Raw genomic sequence first — 17,155 nt, forward strand, 5'->3', positions numbered from 1 at the left:
TCCCCCTGCTCCTAGTACTTGGTGAGCGTGAGGCGCGAACCGGCCTTCATCGTGACGGCGTCGGCGCTGCTGGTGACCTGGCCGAACCTCACCCGAAACGTGCCCGCGGTAACCCCTACGGCCAGATATCCCTTCATGTAGATCGTTCGCTCCACGGTGCCGGCGCCGCGGGTGTTGTCGGCCGTCGTCAGCACGACCGTGTTGATGGTGTCGGCGGAGGCGGTGGAGGTGTCCGGGGCACCCCAGTCCGAGCGGGCGAAGTTCGCGCCGGCCGGATAGCTGTAGTTGAGCCGCAGATCAGGCGTGTTGCTGGCGGCCGTATACCGGAACCAGCCCTCCACCAGGTAGTTGCCGCTCGCCGCGACTGACATGAATAGCTCGTTGTCGTCCTGCACGGCGGCCGAGCCGGTCGGCGCAGCCTCGTCCGCGGCCTTCACGACGCTGCGCGGCAGCAGCTCGATGACGTCGTTGATGTCGCTCGCGAAGATGATGTCTCCGCCGTTGACGGTCACAGCGCCCACCTTCCCGGAGTCGCGATGTGCACCTCGGAGCCCGAGGGCAGGTCCTTGACGATGCCGTTGATCGACCGGTTCACGGTCGCTGTCTGGGCGTACGGGCCGGAGCCGCTGCGGGCGCCCATGCTGGTGACGGTGACGCGCTCACCGGCGATGAACAGGTCGTACGGTTCCGAGGTCGTTGACCAGGCCTCGTCGGCGGTGAGCGTCAGGTCCAGCGTCAGGTCCGACGAGGTGTGATCGCCGTTGAGGGTGCAGGTGCGCAGGTCGTACCGCTTGCTGGTGTCGTCGTATTCGCCGACCACGAACTGCTGGTCGGGCGCGCAGATGAAGACGATGACGCGGCTGTGGGTGCCGATGGTCTCGGTCCAGCCGAGCACGTACAGGCGGATCACGTTCTCCCGGAACCCGGTCAGGGTGATCACGCTGCCGGGATTGATGGCTTCGACGGCGGCGATCAGGGCGGGGTTTGCGCCCAGGTCGACGGTGAGCTGCGGAAAGCGCGGCACGTTGACGGTGCCTCGGCGAAGCCACCAGTTCGCAACCTGCAGGAGGCCCTTGTCGGGGTCGTCGAGGTTGACGTCGACGGTGCGCTTTTCCTCGCCGGCGCCGTCGGGGGGCGGCTGGGTGCCGAGGGGGCCGGCGTCGTCGCTGACGGTCCAGTCGCCGCCGTTGCGCTGCGAGGCGGTGACGATGTTCCCGGCGAGCTTGTCGTCGTTGACTTCCTTCGGCAGGACGGTCAGGTCGGATGGCGTCAGCTCGAGCGCGGGGGTCTGGTTGTAGCGGTCGACCCGGCAGAGGAACTGCAGCCGCAGCTCTGAGCCGTGGTCGAAGACCAGGGCGTCCTCGGTGGTGATGCACTCCTTGATCAGGTCGGGCAGGCTCGCTGTCGGCTGCGGGCCCATCGGCATCGAGCTGGCCCAGCCGGCGCTGACGTAGTAGTGCCCGGCGCCGAGCTCCTGGTCGATGAGTCGCCCGAACCGGGTCGCGGCGCGTTCGCCGGCGTGGCCGAGGAAGGCGGTCCAGCGGGCGTTGCTCTTCACGCTGTCTGCGCGGCCGTTGGTGGCGAGGATGTGCCCGATCGTCCATCCGGGACGGCCGCCGACACGGCAGTTGTCAGGCGACGACGTGAAACCCGAATAGGTGCCGTTGAAGAAGGTCCAGACATTCTCGTCGACGGCGCGCCAGAACGCCTCCACGGTGACCGTGCCGCCCGATTCTGAGCAGTCAACCCCGATCATCAGCCAGCGGCCCTCCCACTGATATGACCCGTAGGAGACCGTGGTGTTGATCAGGTCGACGCCGCTGGCGTTGGTGACGATCAGGGTGGCCTCGTTGGTCGAGTCGACCAGCACGAAGCCGACAACCGTGCCGTTGCGGAGCTTCACGTTCACCGGAGCCGTCAGCGCGTCGAGGGCGCTGATGTACTGGCAGACGACGAACTGCCAGCCCACGTTGTCGCCGGCGGTGCCGCCGGTGAAGTTGAACAGCGCTGTCGCCGACGTCTCGGCGTCGATGTCGGCCAGCGGCGCCGAGCCGGGCGGCCGCTGCTGCGAATCGAAGGCAATCCCGTACAAGAAATCGTTCGTCGCGCCTGGCACCGCCGAACTGGCGCGGGTTGCGCCCCGGGGCTCCTCCATCGAGAAGTAGCCGGCCAGGCCGCTCATGTTCGCGTTGTAGGTGTAGAACGGGCTTCTCAGCGGCTGCGTCCACTGGCCGATGCGTTGCAGCAGTCCGCCACCGGCGACGTCGGCCCACGCGCGGCCGCGGCGCGGCGTCTGCCGGAAGTCACGGCTCTGGTCGGTCGCCCAGCTGGACGCCTCGACGATGCCGCGAACCGTGCCGTCGACGCTGGCGCGCATCGGCGTGTTCCGGCCGGCCAGTCCGTACAGCGGTGACATCGGGTTGGAGGTGCGGAACTCGTCGGCGGCGTTGTCGAGCCGAGCGGTGATCGTCCCTGGCCGTGGCCAGCCGCCGGACTCGTCGCCCAGACCGCGCCGGATCGTGACCGGGGCGTCGGCGAAGACCTTGTCGTCGGCGGCGATGTCGTGCCACGACCCGCCGTAGTACAGCTCGAGCGCGAGGTTCTGCTTAGGCACCGGCGCCTCCGATGCCGAGCGTGCCGGGGTCGCCGCCACGCTTGCGCACCTCTCCGGCGATGGCCTCGATCAGCGCGTCGACCAGGCCATCGCCGCGCACGTAGACCGTGCCGCCGCCGCTGCCGCTGCCACCGCGCGCGATGACCTCCTCGCCGGCGAGGGCCATGATCGGCACCTCTTGGCCGGGGATGCCGGGGACGGTGCCGCCCGCGTGGAATTTCGGCAGGGTCGGGGCGGCGATGGTGTTGCCGCCGACGCCGGGCACCCAGCCGGGCACGGTCCAGCGGAGCTTGCCGATCGTGGCATTCCAGGCCGTGGCGATGAGGTTGAACGCGGTCCGGTAGGGCCAGGTGATGATGTCGACCAGGCCGGAGAACGCCGCCTTCAGCATGCCGGGGATCTTCCGGAACCAGGTGACCACTGAGACGGCCTTGTTGAGGATCGCCTCCCAGGCGCCCTTGATCCATTTGCCCCAGATGATCTCTTTGAAGAAGAGGGCGACGTTGGACGCCGTTTCCTTGATCCATCCCCAGGCAGCCTTCCACAGGTCCTGGAACCACGTCGTTTTCGTGGCAATCAGCACGATGACGGCGACCAGCGCCACGATCGCGGCGATGATCCACACGGCCGGGTTGGCGTACTGGGCGGCGTTCCAGGCCCACTGCGCGGCGGTGACCAGGCCGACGACGCCGACTAAGCCGGACAGCAGCGGGGTGACCATCTCGATGTTGGACGCCCACTGCTGCAGGCCGGTGGGGTTGGCCTCGGACATGGCGTCGTTGAGGTCGAGCTGGGCGTCCTTGCCGTCACGGACGGCCTGGGTGGCGTCCACGGTGGCCTGGGTGCCGTCGATCTTCGACTGCCGGGCGTCGGCCTCGGCCTGCTCTGCGTCGAGGTTGGCCTGGTTCAGGTCGGACTGGGCCTGGGTGAGGTCAATCGCAGCCTGGGCGGCTTCGGCCGAGCCCGGCCCGTACTGCTTGATCGCGTCGTTATAGGCCTTCTGCATGGTGGTCGCGTCGAGCTTGGCCTGCCGGGCGTCGATCTCCGCCTGCTCGAGGTCGATCGCGGCCTGCTTGCCATCGAGCTGGCTTTGGTTCAGGTCCTCCTGGGCCTGGCGCAGATCGACGGCGGCCTGCTTGCCGTCGATCATGGCCTGCTCGACGTCGGCGTTGGCCCGGGCCAGGCGCATGGCCTTTTCGCGGCCGGCCTGCTGCAGGTCGGACAGAGCTTGCACGGCGGCGCCGGCGGAGTCGACGGCGTCAGTCATGCCGGACACGCCGGCGCCGAGCTTGCCGATCTTGTCCGTGAAGTTGGCCGATTCCTGCCCGGCCTTGGTCAGCTGGTCGCCGGCGTCGCCGGCCGACTTGCCGACGCCGTCGAGGACGTCGGAGGATTCCTTGCCAGCCTTCTTCAGCTTGGTGGCGTCGCCGGCGAATTCGAGGGTGACGGTGTTTCCGGGCATCAGTCCTCCACCAGGCCGGCGCTGCTGATGACCGCGGACAGCGCGCCCTGCAGCTGCGTCTCGATCTTCGGGCGGATCTCGGCCAGGGTCGGGTAGACGTAGCGGCCTTCCTTGATGAACTCCCGCGCGGCGGGGCGGCCCTTGATCCGGCCCTCACCGCCGAAGTCCAGCCACGGGAACCAGGGGGCCTTCTTGCCGCCGACGGCGACCCGGGCCGAGGTGCGGGTGGACCGGGCGACCAGGGAACGCCGGGCGGCGCCGCTGCGGGACGGGATCTTCGGCCGGGTGTGCTCGACGAGCAGATCGGCGCCGGAGTTCAGCGCGATCCGCAGGCCCTTCGGGGCCTCCTTGTCGACGGCACGGAGGGCACGGCCGATCTTGTTGAGGTCTTCGATCTGGATCTTCGAGTCCACCATGTCACCCCCTCGCTTTCGCCAGCTCGAGCTCGCGTCGTTGCGCCTTGCGCGCGTAGTAGATGGACCAGCGCTGCCACTCGGCGGCCGACATTTCCCGCCGCATCTCGGCCACCGAGCGCCAGCCGAGCTTCTCCACCAGGAAGTGGTCGAACTCCTGGTCAGGACTCGTCTCGAAGCTCTCGTACGTTGCTTTTGTCGGCCCCCTCGCCGAACCCGGACAGCTCGCGGACCTTGTTGCTGATTTCCGAGACGGCCGAGCTGCGGCCGGTTTCCTGCCACTTCTTGACCTTGGAGATGCTCATGGCCGGGATGAGCATTGCCTTGGAGACCATGCGGGCCTCGATCTCGGCGGCGTCGTCGGTGCCCTTGCCGATCCACAGGTGCTCGGCGCGGGTGAGGCCGCGCAGGCGCACGACCTTGCCGGAGGTCAGGGTGAAGTCCTCGGCGCAGTCCTCGGCGGTCTCGGCGGTCAGGTCGTCTTCGCTGGCGTACTCGGTCATGTTCGGGTTCCTCAGGGCTGCGGGGTGTCGTCCCAGGCGTCGGACGGCTCGGTCTCGAGGGTCCAGAGGCGGTAGCCGGCGACCGGGGCGGTCTCGGTGTATTTGGTGATGACGGCGTCGAAGCTGTCCTGCGGCAGCCCGGATCCGGTGCCTTCCGGCCGGTACTTGACGTTGACCTTCGTGCCGACCAGGGGCTTGAGGACAGCGCGGGGGCCGGTCGCGGAGGTGCTGTACTTGCCGCCGCAGGAGAACGCGCCGGTGCCCAGCGTGGGGTCCTTAACGATCTTGTCCTTGCCGTACGTGGTGTTGTCCTCGGTGCCGCTGGACTCCTCGACCGACGAGTCCGTGCAGTCCGACGAGACGTCGTGACTATCGATGATGATCACGGTGTACTTGCTGTGCTTGCGGGCCATCTCACGCTCTCCTAGGCGCTCGTGCCGACGAGGACGACGTCGTAGGTGACCGACGTGCCCGCCCCCGAGTTGTCGATGTTGAGCAGGTCGCCGGTGGCCGCGGTGACGGTCACGCCGGCGCCGGGCGCGACCCACAGGAACAGGCCGCCGGGGAGGACGTCGATGCCGTCGGAGGCGGCCAGGAACAGCGGCACGCCGTTGCTCGCCGGCCGATTGACGCGCACGTTGTTGACGTTCGCGGCCGCGGCCCGCACGAGTACCGCCTTGAGCTTCACGATCGTGAGCGTGCCGCCGAGGACGCCGGCGAGCGTGCCTGCCAGGTCGAGCGCGTCGGTGCTCGACGCCGCGACGGTGCGGGTGTCGGACCAGCAGAGGTCCGCCTTCCCGGACGTCGTGCCGGACGGCATGGTGATCCGGGTGTTGAGCTCGAGCGGCGCGCTGGCGGTCACCAGGTCCAGCGCGCTGGCCAAGCTGGCTGCCACGTTGGCGTCGATCACGGTGGTCAGGGTCATGGTCAGTCCTCTCCGGGGCCGACGACGGTGGCTTTGAACATGGCGGCGAGGTACGGCACGGAACCGATCCGCTCGATGTCGAACTCGCAGCTGGTGACGGTGAGGTCGTCACAGGTGGTCCAGGCGTGGGCCTCCATGCGCGCCTTCACCGACTTCGGGCCTGAGCCGGCCGCCCAGGCGGCCACGGTGTCCCGGGCCGACTTGTCGTCGGCCTTGCCGGCCAGCAGCACCATCGGCAGGTCGGTGAACTGGTCCCCGCCTCGCTGGTACTCCTCGTCGAAGTCGATCGATCGCGGGTAGCTCACGTACCCGGCTGGCGGCACCAGCGTGGGCGCCGGATACGCGAACACCCGCAGCCCGGTGATCTGCTGCAGGACACCAGCCGCCTCGTCCATGACCAGGTCCAGGTTCATGCCGCCCACCACTTCCGGACGTACGGCTTCAGCGAGGTCTTGAAATCCGGGTCCAGCTGCGCGAGTAGCCGGATCTCCGAGCCCTCCGACGGCGACCCGGCGATCCCGAACGGGCTGTCACGGCGAGCCGCGAGCCGGGCGCCCTGCAGGAACAGGCCCGTCCTGACCGCGGCCGGCGGCGTGTTCCAGCCCCACGGTGCGAGCCCGGCCAGCTCACCGGTGGCCGCCGTCAGCTTCACCTGCTCGTACGGCTTGCCGTCGGCGGCCGCGTTGCGGGGCAACAGCGTGTAGCCGGTGACCGTGCTGCCGTCCTCCGCGGTGAAGGCGAGGCCGGTGGTGTCCTGCAGGTCGTCGATGTCGGCGAACCAGGCGCCCTCGTGCCGGTCGTACCGCGGCGTGTAGTAGCGGGTGACCGGGGTGTCGGCCTTGCCGAACTGGCGGCCGCAGTGGTCGTCGACGTTGCGGGAGACGGTCGCAACCCAGACAGCGAGGAACCCGTTGTCGGCGTTGTCGCCGATCCGCAGGTAATCGCGGAGCTCCGCCACGGTGGCGTAGTTCGGTGCCCAGGTCACGACCGTTTCGCCCCCCGGCTCAGAGGTTGTGCGGGATCGCGAGCAGGACGGCGCGGACGACCAGGGTGTCAGTGGTGCCCGACGCCCGGGTGGCCCGGACCCGGATCCACGGCCGGCCCGGCTGCAGCTGGATGCCCGCGACCACATACTGGTTGCCCGTCGCGGCCGCCGGGAGCGTCGTGGTGACCGCGGTGGCCGGGGTGCCGATCGAGCCGGCCGAGTCCGGCGCGTCCTGGATCGAGAAGGACGTCGAGTCGGTGGTGCCGGCCGTGCTGGCGGTGATCACGCAGACCAGCCGGTCACCCTGCTTGAAGTTGGCGCCGACCGCGACCAGGACGTCGTCGGGGGTGCCAAAGTCGACGTTGACGGTGGTGGCGGTGGCGATGGACGCGGTACCCACCGCGAGTACGCGGGGGGCGACGAGTTCCCGGGAGGTCATCGGCTCTCTCCGAACAGGATCTGGTGGACCTCGGCCGCCTGGCGGGCGAGATTGATGTCGATGCCGTGGGCCGTGCCGGGGTTGACGGCGTCGATGATGACGTCGAGCAGGCCCTTTTGCGCCTGCTCGAGCTGTGCCGCGACCGCGGTGGCCTCGACCTGGGTGTCCGGCTCGACCGGGGCGGCCGGTGCCGCCGGGGCGACGTCGGCCGGGTCGGCGGTGGGGACTCTGCGAGTGGGCGGCATCAGCTGTGGCCCGACAGCGTCACGTAGGCGTTGGTGTCCTGCTGGGTGGCGTCGGCTCGCGCCCAGGCGGTGTACTCGACCTGGCGCTTGTTCATGTTGCTGTACGGGTTGACCAGCAATTCGACCGACTTGATGTCGCGAATGACGTAGCCCTGGGTGATGTCGCCGAACGCGCCCCACTGCACGGTGGGCGAGTTGTTGACGACGGTGGCGCAGGCCTGGTCGATGGTCAGCGGGTAGCCGAGCAGGGTCTCCTCGTTGAGGCCGAGGGCCATGGCCGCGTCGCGGCCGCGGAAAATGTACGACCCGGAGCCGTCCTTGATCTTCTCGACGGCCGACAGGGTGAGGTCGTTCATCACCCACCGTGCGTTCTTGCGGTAGGCCGGGTCCACGGAATGGATGGCCGAGACCAGGTCCTCGTAGGTGATGCCGGTGTTGGCCGCGTTCTGGACGGGGGTCCGGCCGGTGAACAGGCCGAGCGGCTGGCTGACGCCGCTGCCGGTGGCCCAGTGCACGGCCTGGATCCGGCCGATGCGGGTGCCGAGCAGGTTGGTCAGCTTGCCCGTCAGGTCGAAGGCGGCGTCCTGGACCAGCTCGCGGGACAGCTTGATGCCGTTGCCGTTGGCGCCGCCCGACATGTAGCTGTAGGAGGTGAGCGAGTTCGTGCCAAACACCAGATCGGCGCCCGCCGAGAACGTGTTGCCCTCCTGGACGATCTCACCGGTGTTGCCGGTGTCGTCGAGGGTCGGCCACTCGACCGGGGCCCCGGTGCCGGTGGTGTACCGCTCGGCCACCGCGGCGATGCCGCCGAACGCCTTGAGTCGCTCGATGAGCTTCACGCGGAACTCGTCGGGCACCAGGTAGCCGCCCTCGGTCGGCACGCCCTCGGACTGGACGTTGACCGGGCCGCGGATTAGGTCGGCGTTCTCCTTGCCGGTCCGCATGTAGTTGTCGAACGCCGCGGCGTAGGTGTCCTCCGGGCGGCCGTCCGACGGCGGGCGGGGCACGCCCGCCGGAATCACCACCGTGTTGTAGGCGGCGTTGCGGGCCCGGATCTGGTCGGTGCGCTGGACAGCCTTGAGCTCGTTTTCGAACTCCTCGTACTGCGTGACTTCCTCGTCGGTGAGGCTGCGACCCGCGGCCCCGTCGACGAGCGCGGTCATCGCGGCGGTGATCTCCTCGATGGTGCGCACTACTTCACCCCTCCCAGGGCAACGCGGGCTCGCGCCCGGATGAGCTGCGACCGCATGTCGGCCGCCGCGTTGGTGGTGTTCCGAGCGGAGTTGTCCGCATCGTCCGAGCCGGCGATCCGGTCGGCCAGGCCCGCGTCGACGGCCTGCTGCGCGGAGTACCACGTGCCGTCGCCGGCGTTGGCCTGCATCGCGGCGCGCCAGGCGGCCGGGCTACCTCCGGCCTTGTCGGCGTAGAAGCCGGAGATGTCGACGCTGATGTCGTCGAGCAGGTCGGCGTACTGGCGCAGGTCCTCGGCGTTGCCGATGCCGACGCCCTGGGCGTCGTGGATCATCACGCGGCCGGCCTTGGCGATCTCCACGGTGTCGCCGGCCAGCGAAATGAAAGACGCGGCGCTGGCGGCGAGGCCGTCGATGTGGGTGGTGACCTCCGCCGGGTGCGAGCGCAGCGCCTCGTACATCGACACCGCGTCGAAGACCAGGCCGCCCGGGGAGTTGACGTGCAGATCGATCGCCGATGACTTGATGTCGTGCACGGCCTTCACGAACTCGGCGGTGTCCAGGTACCAACCGCCGATGACCTCGTACACGTAGACCCGCGCCCGATCGGCGTCCGCGTTCTCCACCCGGAAACACGGCTCGTTGCGCGGCTCGAAGCCCATCGCGTAGAGAGCCGCGGCGCGGTTGGTCAGCCGGTCCAGGTTAATGACGCGCAGCAGCGCCAGCCCGTTACTCATCGTCGCCCTCCGGGTCGTCGTCCCCGGCCGGCGCCGGCTCGGGCTCAGGTACAGCAACTGGCGGCGCCGCAGGCGCTGGCTCAGGTTCGGGTAGCGGGGGCAGGTTCCGGATCGCCCTGGCCTCGTTGACGGTGAGGATCTTCGCGTCGACCTGGGCGATGAGCAGCTCGATCTCCCGGTCCGGGGAGGGCCGCTCCAGGCCGGCGAAGTCGAATTCCACCCACCGCGGCCGCGCGAGCAGCCGGGAGGCGCGCTGCTCGAAGCGGGTGCCGTACGGGTTGAGCACGGTCCGGCCGAGCGCCCGGTTCTGCTCCTCCACGCCGGTGCCCCACGACGTCTGCTTCTCCGTCTGCATCAGCAGATGCGGCGGCACGCCGGTCCAGCGGGAGATCTCCTCGATCTGGAACTGGCGGCTCTGCAGGAACTGGGCGTCGACCGCCGTCATCGTCCAGGGGGTGAAGTTGAGCCGGCGGTTGACGATCGCGAGCTTGCCCGCGTTCTCGTAGCCGGACACCGACGTATCCAGTTCCCGGCGGAGCTTCTTGACCTCGTCCGGCTCGAGGTCGTCTTCCGGCGTGACGAGACCGGAGATGAGCGCGCCCTGTCCGAACATCACGGCGGCCGCCCGGTCGCCGGCGATCGCGGTGCCCAGTGAGTTGCGGGCCAGGTTGACCAGCGAGAAGCAGCTGAAGCCGTCGGTGGTCTGGCCCGGGATCTCCCAGATGTCGTTGGCGTCCCAGCGGACCAGGTCCCCGTTGTCGAGAGTGAGGTTGAACCACTTCCCGCCCAGCGGCAGATTCCCGGTCCGGTAGTCGTCGAGAGTCGGCTCCTCCGGGACCACGCACAGCGGGTGCACCAGCGGGAGCCTGACGAGCGCGCCGGCCTGGGTGCGGACCTTGATCGCGTAGCTGCGGCCGTGCACGAACAGGTGCAGGAACAGCGTTTCGAGCCACTCGAAAACGGTCTGGCCGTCCGGGCCGTCCGGGTCGTCGAAGATCGACGCCACCTTCTGCGGAGTGCCGTCGGCATCCTCACGCAGCGAACGCAGCGGCAGCGATGCGAGCGTGCCGGAGATCAGCGATCCGGCCCGGTAGAACGCGGACAGGCCCAGCGCAGATCGCTCGCCGACGGCGACGCCGGCGAAGTCGACGAGGCCGCCCGGGATGAAGTAGCCGGCGGCGGCCGGGTCGCTGATGGAGACGAGAGCTTTCGGCTCTCGCTTCCGCGACCACGGCCAGATCATGGCCGCGAGCATAGCTCATTGTTCCTACAGCACGACGCTACTATGCGGGCATGTCTGTTCGTTCGGCTGTAGAGGCGTCCCTAGCAGAGTCGCCGCCTTCCCCGCGCGACGAAGCCACCGCCCAGCTGGCGCTCAGCTACGCGGGCCTCATCGACGAGGCAGCGCCCAGCGCCGTTCTGGCAAAGGCAATCGACGTGCTGGAAGCCCACATCCCCGAAGAGAACGACAAGGCACGCGACGCCTGGACCCGCATCACCGTCGCCCTCGCCGAGCACACCGTTGCGTCCGACCTGGGCCCGAAGCTGCTCGCCGCGCTGGACGCCCTTCTGCTCACCCCGCGGTCGCGGGCCGCCGGTGAGAAGGGAGGCAAGGCCAATGGTCAGCCTTCCGGTAACCCTCTCGACGAACTTGCAGCCGCGCGTGTTCGGCTCGGTCGTCCCCAGGCTGTGGACGCCACCGCTCCGTGACCTCGACGACCCCGGGTCATCCTGGGGGTACGCCTTCATCGCGTTCTGCGCGCTGATCGGCTGGCCGCTCGACCTGTGGCAGCAATGGCTCGCGATCCACCTCGGCGAGCTGTTCCCCGACGGGTCGCCGCGCTACCGGAAGGCGATCATCCTGGTCGCCCGGCAGAACGGGAAGACGGTCTTCGCCCGGCTGCTGATCCTGTACTGGCTGTTCGTCGAGCGCGTGCCGTATATCCACGGCACGCACAAGGACCGCGGCGAGGCAAAGAAGAGCTGGCGCGAGGCCATCGAAATAGCCGAGAAACAGCCGCTGCTCGCCGCCGCGCTGCCAGCCGACCACGTCCGCCTGCAGATCAGCGAGGAGGACTTCTGGACCGCCTACGACTCGCACTACGGGTTCTCGGCACCCAACCGCAAGGCCGGCCGCGGCAAGACGACCCACCGCGCTCTCATCGACGAGCTGCTCGAGCACAAGAATCGCGACTGCTGGAACGCGCTCATCCCCGGCATGAATGCCCTCCCCGGGGCCCTGGCCGTCTGCATCACCAACGAGGGCGACGAGACGAGCATCGTCCTGCACGAGGAGTACGACGCCGCCCTGGAGGCCGCCGAAACCGGCGACCCGGAGACGGACACGTTCCTCGCCGCGTGGTCCGCGCCGGCCGGGGCCGACCCCGAAGACCTCGAAGCCCTGGCATGCGCCAACCCCAGTCTCAACCGGCCACGGCCCAACGGCACCGGCCTGACCGAGCGAGCCCTGCTCGGCGAAGCCCGCAAGGCCAAACGCGCCGGCGGCCGGACGCTGGCCGAATTCAAGATCGAGATGATGTGCATGCGCATCGACCAGCTCGATCCCGCGATCGACCCCGCCAGCTGGCAGACCGCCGGCACCGACGAGCCCCTCGACCTGGCCGAACACCGCCGATCTGTAGCGCTGTGCTTCGACGTCGCTCTCGACGGCAGCCACGCCACTCTCGTCGCGGCCGCCGTGGTCGACGGCGTGACGCACGTCGAGGTCGTGAAGCGCTGGCAGGGATTCGGCTGCACGAAAGCCCTGCGCGCCGACCTGCCCGCGCTGGTCGCGAAGCTCCGCCCGCGCGCGCTGGGCTGGTACCCGGGTGGCCCGGCCGCCGCCGTCGCCGCGGCGCTCGCCGAGAAACGCGGCCAATGGCCACCGCGGCGGGTGCTCGTCGAGGAGCTGCGCACCGAGGTGCCCGCGATCTGCATGGGCATGGCCGACGCCGTGATGGCCGGCGAGGTTCAGCACCCCCGCGACGAGATGCTCAACCAGCATGTCAAGCAGACCCAGAAGCTCACCCGCGGCGACCAGTGGATCTTCGTTCGGCGCGGGTCGGCACCCATCGACGGCACGTACGCCGCGGCCGGCGCCATCCACCTCGCGCGCACCTTGCCGCCCGCGCCTCCGCCACTCACGGTAGCGTAACGCGGAGTGATGCCGTCCGCCTTGCGGAGGGCGCGTCACGATCTGCAAGGTAGGTACATTACTCATCGTGCCTGGCAATTCCCGGAGCCAGGTAGGAATTGCCAAAGGGCGTCCTGAGCAAGGGGAGCGAGAAAGCCGTGACCTGGCAAGATGCGCTCAGGCGCGCCACACACAAAAACAGGGCGGCGCTGTTCCGGCCCGGCCAGGCCTCCAAACTTTCACGCAGAGTAATCGACTTGCCATCACTCTCTGTAACTAGAACTCTGAGCGACGGTCGGGCCCTTCGATCGCTGACTACGCTAGGTAATACTCACGGCGTGGCGCATCTACTCCGACGGCGATCACCTGTCCGTCCCTTCGTGCGCAGGCCAACGTGCCAAGCTCAGGATCTAGCACGACAACCTCGATGTGTGTCTCTCCCTCGACAGCTGGCTGAGCTGTGCGTTCCCAATGATCTGCGGTGGGCCACTGCTCGCTCATGCTGGCCATGGTCTCAGATCCACCACCACAGGTAGGCCACGTAGTCGATGGCTGCGAGGAAAAGCAGGGCGGGTAGGGCTGCTGCTACCAGGTCGAGACACGCCGAGGCTCGGGCTCGGGCTGTGGTGTGCCCACGCCTCTGCTGGTGTTGCAGTGCTCGCAGGACGCTCTCGCGTTGTTCGGGTCGTATTTGTCGCCGCCCATGGCCAACGGGATGATGTGGTCCACGTGGCCTCCCTGCAGGGGCGCGGCTGTGGTGCAGCCTGGCAGGTTCACCCTGCAGAGGAAGCGGTCTCGTTTGAGGATGCTCTCCCTGAATCGGCGCCATCGGGTGTCACTGCCTCCCTTCCAGGAGCGGCTCACGGGGGCTACTCGTCGTCGAGTGGTGTGGTGGGTTGGGTGCCGTAGCCGGCGGCGCGGAGGAGGCGGACGAAGGCGGCGCCGGTCATGGTGACGAAGCCCTCGGCGGCGGAGGCCTTGCCGCGGCGGTGATGCCAGACGGCGGCGTAGTCCGCGTTGTCGTTGGCCTGCTCGATGGCGGCCTCATCGACCCACGCCGCGAGCTGGTCGCGCTGGGTGTTCTTGGCCTCGATGACGACGCCGGGGATGCCTGCGATGTCACCGCGGTCGCGGTTGCCGGTGAGGGCGCGGCGCTCGACGTGCGGGAATCCCTCCTCGGCGAGGTAGCGACAGATGGCGGTTTCCCAGGCGGTTCCGCGCTTCTTGCTGGCGCTCATGCGGACGCTCCTTTGCAGGCGTGTTCGGCGTGGACTTGGCCGGCCATGGCGGGGTCGGCGAGGCGAGTCGTGTCGCGGTAGGCCAGATAGCCGTTGCGGAGGCGGGTGTACGTCCACAGGCCGCGGGCGATGGCGGCGATCTCGGCGCCGAGGTTGGGCAGCGGGACCAGGTCGACGCACGCGGGGATGCCCTCGTCGTGCGCGCGGAGAACTGGCCGGGTGCATCGGGGGCAGATTGCCAACTTCGCCTCGGTGGAGACGAAGTGTTTCGTCGTGGTGGGGATGTAGCGGCTCACGGCCGGCCCCGATGTCCGGACCATGCGCTGGCATGCATGTTGATCTCCTTGCCGGGACTGCCGGGACTGCGGGGACTTCTGTCCTTAGAGGTTTTTGGCCTCTCCACCGCTTGAACACGGTGCGTAATCACTCCGTTCACGCGCCCGCGCGGGATGGGTTGAGAAGTCCCGGCAGTCCCGGCAGTCCCGGCAGTCATCGCGTGAGGCCAGTCGGCATTGCGGTGATTCGCCACTCTTTGATGTCATGTCGGTCTTTGCCGATGCATCGGACGACGAAGCCGCCAGCCCATCGGCCGTCTCGGTTGTTCAGCCACATGCCGAGGCTCCGCGCGACTCCCGTCGGGCCTTGCGGATGCCGCAGTGCCTTCTCGGCGAGGTCGCCAGGGAGCGCATCGCTTGCGATCGGGCCGGTGGAGATGATGCCGCCCTGATCGATGTCGGCGAGGAGCTCTTTGGCGGTCCAGGTGCGGTCGCCGTAGGCCTTATGGACGGCGGCGAGGAAGTGCGCCCACTCGTCGTCGTCGGAGCCGACCTCGATCTGGGTGGAGGGGTCGTCGAACCGACCGTCGAGGCCTGCGTGGGTGAGGATGCCGTCGACGGTGCGGACCCAGCGGGCGTAGCCGTCGCTGGCCCGCTCGGCGGACAGGGGGCGGCCGGCGGCGACCCAGGCGCGGACGATGACCAGCAGTGCGTGCAGGAGCTCGCCGCGGTGGTCTTTGACCCAGCGCTCGAGGTCGGTGATGGCGAAGCCGGTGCGCAGTTCGGGGTTGGGGACGCCGGGGTCGATGACGGTGCGGATGGTGCGGCGTGGCAGGTCGCCACCGATGCTGAGGTTGTTGCCGGTGATGGTCCAGAGCCGGTCGTTGCGGGCGTTGACCCATTCGTTGCCGCCGAGGAGCCGGTCGTCCCATTGGTCGGACGTGAGCAGGCCGGCCAGGGCGGGCGATTTGAGGGCGCCGGAGACGTTGTCGATGACGACCACGGGCCCAGTGGTCACGGACAGGATCGTGGTGACCTGCTTGCGAAGTTCAGTGTCGTCGCCGGGCATCTCGGCGCGGAAGACGCCGCCGTGGATGTGGCGGGACACGTTGGCGAGCAGCGTTTTCCCGGAGCCGGGCTGGTGGGCCTCGATGGCGTGCAGCTTGTAGGGCGGGGGCGTCATGGCGCGCAGCAGCGGGGTGAGCAGCATGCCGAGGAAGTTGGCGCGGTAGTGCTCGGTCTTGAACGGGAATCCGTCGACCATCTCGAGGAGCAGCTTGACCGCCTCGGTGACGTCGCTGGCGGTGGGCTCGTCGGGCACCCGTGGCACGACGAGGCCGGGCTCGGGGAGGTGGAGCAGCCCGGTGGCCGGGTCGTAGCCGGGGTCGCGTATGAGCGTGCCGTCCGGGCGGAGCACGGGGGAGTGGATGACGCCGCGGAGCACGCGCAGGTTGGGCAGCATGTCGGGGACGTCGAGCGCGGTCCGGGCTGCCGACCGGGGGAACAGGGCTGGGGCCGGCTCGTAGTCCTCGCCCTTTTTGACCATGCGGTAGACGCCGTAGGTGTAGGTGATGCGGGAGGCGAGGGTGGAGTCGTTGACGGGGTGGACCTGGGCCGGTCCGTCCTCGTCGTCCTCGTTGTCGGTCAGCGCCAGGTAGCCGCCTTCGCCTTCGCGGGGCGTGTGCACGACGGTGCCGGCGCGCCGGAACAGTCCGGCGAGCTTGCCCCGGCCGGCTTCGTCGCGGAGCCAGTCGGCGGCGATGGCCGGGTTGGTCGCGTCGATTTCGGCGCGCCACACGCGGGTCGGCCCGGCCGGGGCGGGTGGCGGGGCGCCGAGGATGTCGGTGAGCGCCTCGCGATGGGCGGTGCTGGGTTCGGGTAGGGGTGTGCCGTATCCGGCTGCTGCGAGCTCTCTGGCGGCCGCCGAGTGGTCGCCGCCGTGGTAGAGGGCCGCATATGCGCCGCCCTTGCTGTAAGAGTCGCCGCCTTCGAGCGGCGGCGCCGCGGTGGTGAAGACGTGGAGGCGGTCGGTGCCGAGCGCGTTGGTGGAGGCGCTGGTACCGGTGGGCTTGCCGGGCCGGGTCCAGTAAGAGACGTCGTCCTGCCGGTAGTGCTCGCGCCAGCCGGCGGGGATAAGGATGTCCGCCCAGTCGGTGCGGGCCGCGTAATCGTCGAGCGGGCTGATTGTGTTGACCGGCCGGTCGACGCCGGGCAGTTGCGGGGCGGGCAGCGTGGGGGCTGACGTGCTCGGCGGCGGTGCGATGCCGCCGATCGCGGTGTCGAGGGCGTCGACGAGGTGACGGTAGGTGTAGCGGTGTCCGGAGGCGCTGAGGAAGCGGCATGGGCGGGCGCCGCCTTCCTTGCGGTTGATGGTGCCGGGGATGCGCAGGACGCGGGCGAGGTCGCCGACGCCGCGGCCGTAGCGCCAGCCGAGCGACGCGGCCGCGTGCTCGATGACCCGCTGCCAGTCCTTCGCGAGCCGTTTCGCGTCGTCGAGGTTCTCCGCGGTAATCTGGTGGGGCTCGGTGAGCAGCCAGATCGGGTAGAGGCCGCCACCCGAGTGCACCCAGATGGTTGGTTCGGGCAGGCCGGTGGCGGCGATGACGGCCCGGCCGGCGGCTTCGTCGGGCGGTAGGTCCTTTTCGGCGTGGCCAGGCCCGGCGAGGTCGAGGTCGGCCCATAGCGCGGGCAGGGCGGCCACGTCGGCAGCTGTGCCCCGTTTGCCGCGTTCGGGGACGGTGCGGGCGCTGGTGACCTGTACGTAGATGCCTTCGCGTCCGGCCGCGTCGAGGCTCGCGGCGTACGCGACGGCCGGGTCGAGCTGGCCGGCGGTGAAGGCGCGTCCAGCCCAGTCGCCGGTGGAGCAGATGAGGATGTGCCCGGGGGAGTCCCCGTGCAGGACGCCGAGCCACCGGCGGGCGGTGGTGGCGTCGAACCCGGTGCCGGTCAAGGCGGACTCCTCGAAGATCGTGATCTATGTCGATGTCTTGGGTGAA

Annotated in this window: 21 protein-coding genes; 2 read left to right on the forward strand and 19 right to left on the reverse strand. The window is 69.2% G+C overall.

Annotation, left to right across the window (positions count from 1 at the left end; translation table 11 throughout):
• Positions 1-11 precede the first annotated feature (11 nt).
• From ACQPZX_RS41395 to ACQPZX_RS41465, 15 genes are read right to left on the reverse strand one after another with little or no spacing between them, the layout of a single operon-like run.
• On the reverse strand, positions 12-512 hold the full coding sequence (locus tag ACQPZX_RS41395) for a hypothetical protein (protein WP_433368351.1): 501 nt from the start codon (positions 510-512) through the stop codon (positions 12-14).
• Positions 509-2,614: a hypothetical protein gene (locus ACQPZX_RS41400; protein ID WP_433368354.1), complete on the reverse strand. Its 2,106-nt coding sequence runs from the start codon at positions 2,612-2,614 to the stop codon at positions 509-511. The genes ACQPZX_RS41395 and ACQPZX_RS41400 overlap by 4 nt, the downstream gene beginning before the upstream one ends.
• Positions 2,607-4,076, reverse strand: a complete 1,470-nt coding sequence (locus ACQPZX_RS41405; RefSeq protein ID WP_433368357.1) for a hypothetical protein — start codon at positions 4,074-4,076, stop codon at positions 2,607-2,609. The genes ACQPZX_RS41400 and ACQPZX_RS41405 overlap by 8 nt, the downstream gene beginning before the upstream one ends.
• Positions 4,076-4,492, reverse strand: coding sequence for an HK97 gp10 family phage protein (locus tag ACQPZX_RS41410; protein ID WP_433368360.1), 417 nt, complete (start codon positions 4,490-4,492; stop codon positions 4,076-4,078). Before ACQPZX_RS41410 ends, ACQPZX_RS41405 begins: the two co-directional genes overlap by 1 nt.
• Before the next feature lies 1 nt (position 4,493).
• Positions 4,494-4,628 carry a hypothetical protein gene (locus ACQPZX_RS41415; protein WP_433368362.1) on the reverse strand — a complete coding sequence of 45 codons (135 nt, stop codon included), beginning with the start codon at positions 4,626-4,628 and terminating at the stop codon, positions 4,494-4,496.
• A gap of 22 nt (positions 4,629-4,650) precedes the next feature.
• Complete coding sequence (locus ACQPZX_RS41420) at positions 4,651-4,992, reverse strand: hypothetical protein (protein ID WP_433368363.1); 342 nt, start codon at positions 4,990-4,992, stop codon at positions 4,651-4,653.
• Positions 4,993-5,003: 11 nt separating this feature from the next.
• Positions 5,004-5,405 (reverse strand): hypothetical protein, encoded by a 402-nt coding sequence (locus ACQPZX_RS41425; protein WP_433368366.1) that lies wholly within the window; start codon positions 5,403-5,405, stop codon positions 5,004-5,006.
• A gap of 11 nt (positions 5,406-5,416) precedes the next feature.
• Complete coding sequence (locus ACQPZX_RS41430) at positions 5,417-5,917, reverse strand: hypothetical protein (RefSeq protein WP_433368369.1); 501 nt, start codon at positions 5,915-5,917, stop codon at positions 5,417-5,419.
• A gap of 2 nt (positions 5,918-5,919) precedes the next feature.
• Complete coding sequence (locus tag ACQPZX_RS41435; protein ID WP_433368372.1) at positions 5,920-6,330, reverse strand: hypothetical protein; 411 nt, start codon at positions 6,328-6,330, stop codon at positions 5,920-5,922.
• Positions 6,327-6,902, reverse strand: coding sequence for a hypothetical protein (locus tag ACQPZX_RS41440; RefSeq protein WP_433368375.1), 576 nt, complete (start codon positions 6,900-6,902; stop codon positions 6,327-6,329). Before ACQPZX_RS41440 ends, ACQPZX_RS41435 begins: the two co-directional genes overlap by 4 nt.
• A 19-nt stretch (positions 6,903-6,921) precedes the next feature.
• Positions 6,922-7,341, reverse strand: coding sequence for a hypothetical protein (locus ACQPZX_RS41445; RefSeq protein WP_433368376.1), 420 nt, complete (start codon positions 7,339-7,341; stop codon positions 6,922-6,924).
• Positions 7,338-7,586 (reverse strand): hypothetical protein, encoded by a 249-nt coding sequence (locus ACQPZX_RS41450; protein WP_433368379.1) that lies wholly within the window; start codon positions 7,584-7,586, stop codon positions 7,338-7,340. Before ACQPZX_RS41450 ends, ACQPZX_RS41445 begins: the two co-directional genes overlap by 4 nt.
• Positions 7,586-8,779, reverse strand: coding sequence for a phage major capsid protein (locus tag ACQPZX_RS41455; protein WP_433368382.1), 1,194 nt, complete (start codon positions 8,777-8,779; stop codon positions 7,586-7,588). The genes ACQPZX_RS41450 and ACQPZX_RS41455 overlap by 1 nt, the downstream gene beginning before the upstream one ends.
• A complete protein-coding gene (locus tag ACQPZX_RS41460) occupies positions 8,779-9,513 on the reverse strand; it encodes a head maturation protease, ClpP-related (protein WP_433368384.1) in 735 nt (244 codons plus the stop codon). Before ACQPZX_RS41460 ends, ACQPZX_RS41455 begins: the two co-directional genes overlap by 1 nt.
• A complete protein-coding gene (locus tag ACQPZX_RS41465; protein WP_433368387.1) occupies positions 9,506-10,756 on the reverse strand; it encodes a phage portal protein in 1,251 nt (416 codons plus the stop codon). Before ACQPZX_RS41465 ends, ACQPZX_RS41460 begins: the two co-directional genes overlap by 8 nt.
• A 50-nt stretch (positions 10,757-10,806) precedes the next feature.
• Between ACQPZX_RS41465 and ACQPZX_RS41470 the strand changes: the two genes are divergently transcribed.
• Both ACQPZX_RS41470 and ACQPZX_RS41475 read left to right on the forward strand, forming a co-directional pair.
• On the forward strand, positions 10,807-11,223 hold the full coding sequence (locus tag ACQPZX_RS41470; protein WP_433368390.1) for a terminase small subunit: 417 nt from the start codon (positions 10,807-10,809) through the stop codon (positions 11,221-11,223).
• Positions 11,177-12,667, forward strand: a complete 1,491-nt coding sequence (locus ACQPZX_RS41475; RefSeq protein ID WP_433368393.1) for a terminase — start codon at positions 11,177-11,179, stop codon at positions 12,665-12,667. The genes ACQPZX_RS41470 and ACQPZX_RS41475 overlap by 47 nt, the downstream gene beginning before the upstream one ends.
• A gap of 564 nt (positions 12,668-13,231) precedes the next feature.
• On the opposite strand, the gene ACQPZX_RS41480 is transcribed toward ACQPZX_RS41475, so the two are convergent.
• From ACQPZX_RS41480 to ACQPZX_RS41495, 4 genes are all read right to left on the reverse strand, one after another.
• Positions 13,232-13,375, reverse strand: coding sequence for an HNH endonuclease (locus ACQPZX_RS41480; RefSeq protein WP_433368396.1), 144 nt, complete (start codon positions 13,373-13,375; stop codon positions 13,232-13,234).
• A 140-nt stretch (positions 13,376-13,515) separates the two neighbouring features.
• Positions 13,516-13,884 (reverse strand): hypothetical protein, encoded by a 369-nt coding sequence (locus ACQPZX_RS41485; protein ID WP_433368398.1) that lies wholly within the window; start codon positions 13,882-13,884, stop codon positions 13,516-13,518.
• A complete protein-coding gene (locus tag ACQPZX_RS41490) occupies positions 13,881-14,204 on the reverse strand; it encodes a hypothetical protein (protein WP_433368401.1) in 324 nt (107 codons plus the stop codon). The genes ACQPZX_RS41485 and ACQPZX_RS41490 overlap by 4 nt, the downstream gene beginning before the upstream one ends.
• A gap of 169 nt (positions 14,205-14,373) precedes the next feature.
• Entirely contained in the window at positions 14,374-17,109 is a 2,736-nt protein-coding gene (locus tag ACQPZX_RS41495; RefSeq protein ID WP_433368403.1) for a hypothetical protein, read from the reverse strand.
• Positions 17,110-17,155 lie beyond the last annotated feature (46 nt).

The organism is Actinoplanes sp. CA-142083, assembly GCF_050942195.1.
Lineage (GTDB): Bacteria > Actinomycetota > Actinomycetes > Mycobacteriales > Micromonosporaceae > Actinoplanes.

Coding starts and splice junctions, on each gene's coding strand:
- ACQPZX_RS41465 (WP_433368387.1), bottom strand. CDS start 10,756: ATGATCTGGCCGTGGTCGCGGAAGCGAGAGCCGAAAGCTCTCGTCTCC.
- ACQPZX_RS41490 (WP_433368401.1), bottom strand. CDS start 14,204: ATGGTCCGGACATCGGGGCCGGCCGTGAGCCGCTACATCCCCACCACG.
- ACQPZX_RS41445 (WP_433368376.1), bottom strand. CDS start 7,341: ATGACCTCCCGGGAACTCGTCGCCCCCCGCGTACTCGCGGTGGGTACC.
- ACQPZX_RS41435 (WP_433368372.1), bottom strand. CDS start 6,330: ATGAACCTGGACCTGGTCATGGACGAGGCGGCTGGTGTCCTGCAGCAG.
- ACQPZX_RS41410 (WP_433368360.1), bottom strand. CDS start 4,492: ATGGTGGACTCGAAGATCCAGATCGAAGACCTCAACAAGATCGGCCGT.
- ACQPZX_RS41460 (WP_433368384.1), bottom strand. CDS start 9,513: ATGAGTAACGGGCTGGCGCTGCTGCGCGTCATTAACCTGGACCGGCTG.
- ACQPZX_RS41485 (WP_433368398.1), bottom strand. CDS start 13,884: ATGAGCGCCAGCAAGAAGCGCGGAACCGCCTGGGAAACCGCCATCTGT.
- ACQPZX_RS41420 (WP_433368363.1), bottom strand. CDS start 4,992: ATGACCGAGTACGCCAGCGAAGACGACCTGACCGCCGAGACCGCCGAG.
- ACQPZX_RS41425 (WP_433368366.1), bottom strand. CDS start 5,405: ATGGCCCGCAAGCACAGCAAGTACACCGTGATCATCATCGATAGTCAC.
- ACQPZX_RS41470 (WP_433368390.1), top strand. CDS start 10,807: ATGTCTGTTCGTTCGGCTGTAGAGGCGTCCCTAGCAGAGTCGCCGCCT.
- ACQPZX_RS41430 (WP_433368369.1), bottom strand. CDS start 5,917: ATGACCCTGACCACCGTGATCGACGCCAACGTGGCAGCCAGCTTGGCC.
- ACQPZX_RS41405 (WP_433368357.1), bottom strand. CDS start 4,076: ATGCCCGGAAACACCGTCACCCTCGAATTCGCCGGCGACGCCACCAAG.
- ACQPZX_RS41450 (WP_433368379.1), bottom strand. CDS start 7,586: ATGCCGCCCACTCGCAGAGTCCCCACCGCCGACCCGGCCGACGTCGCC.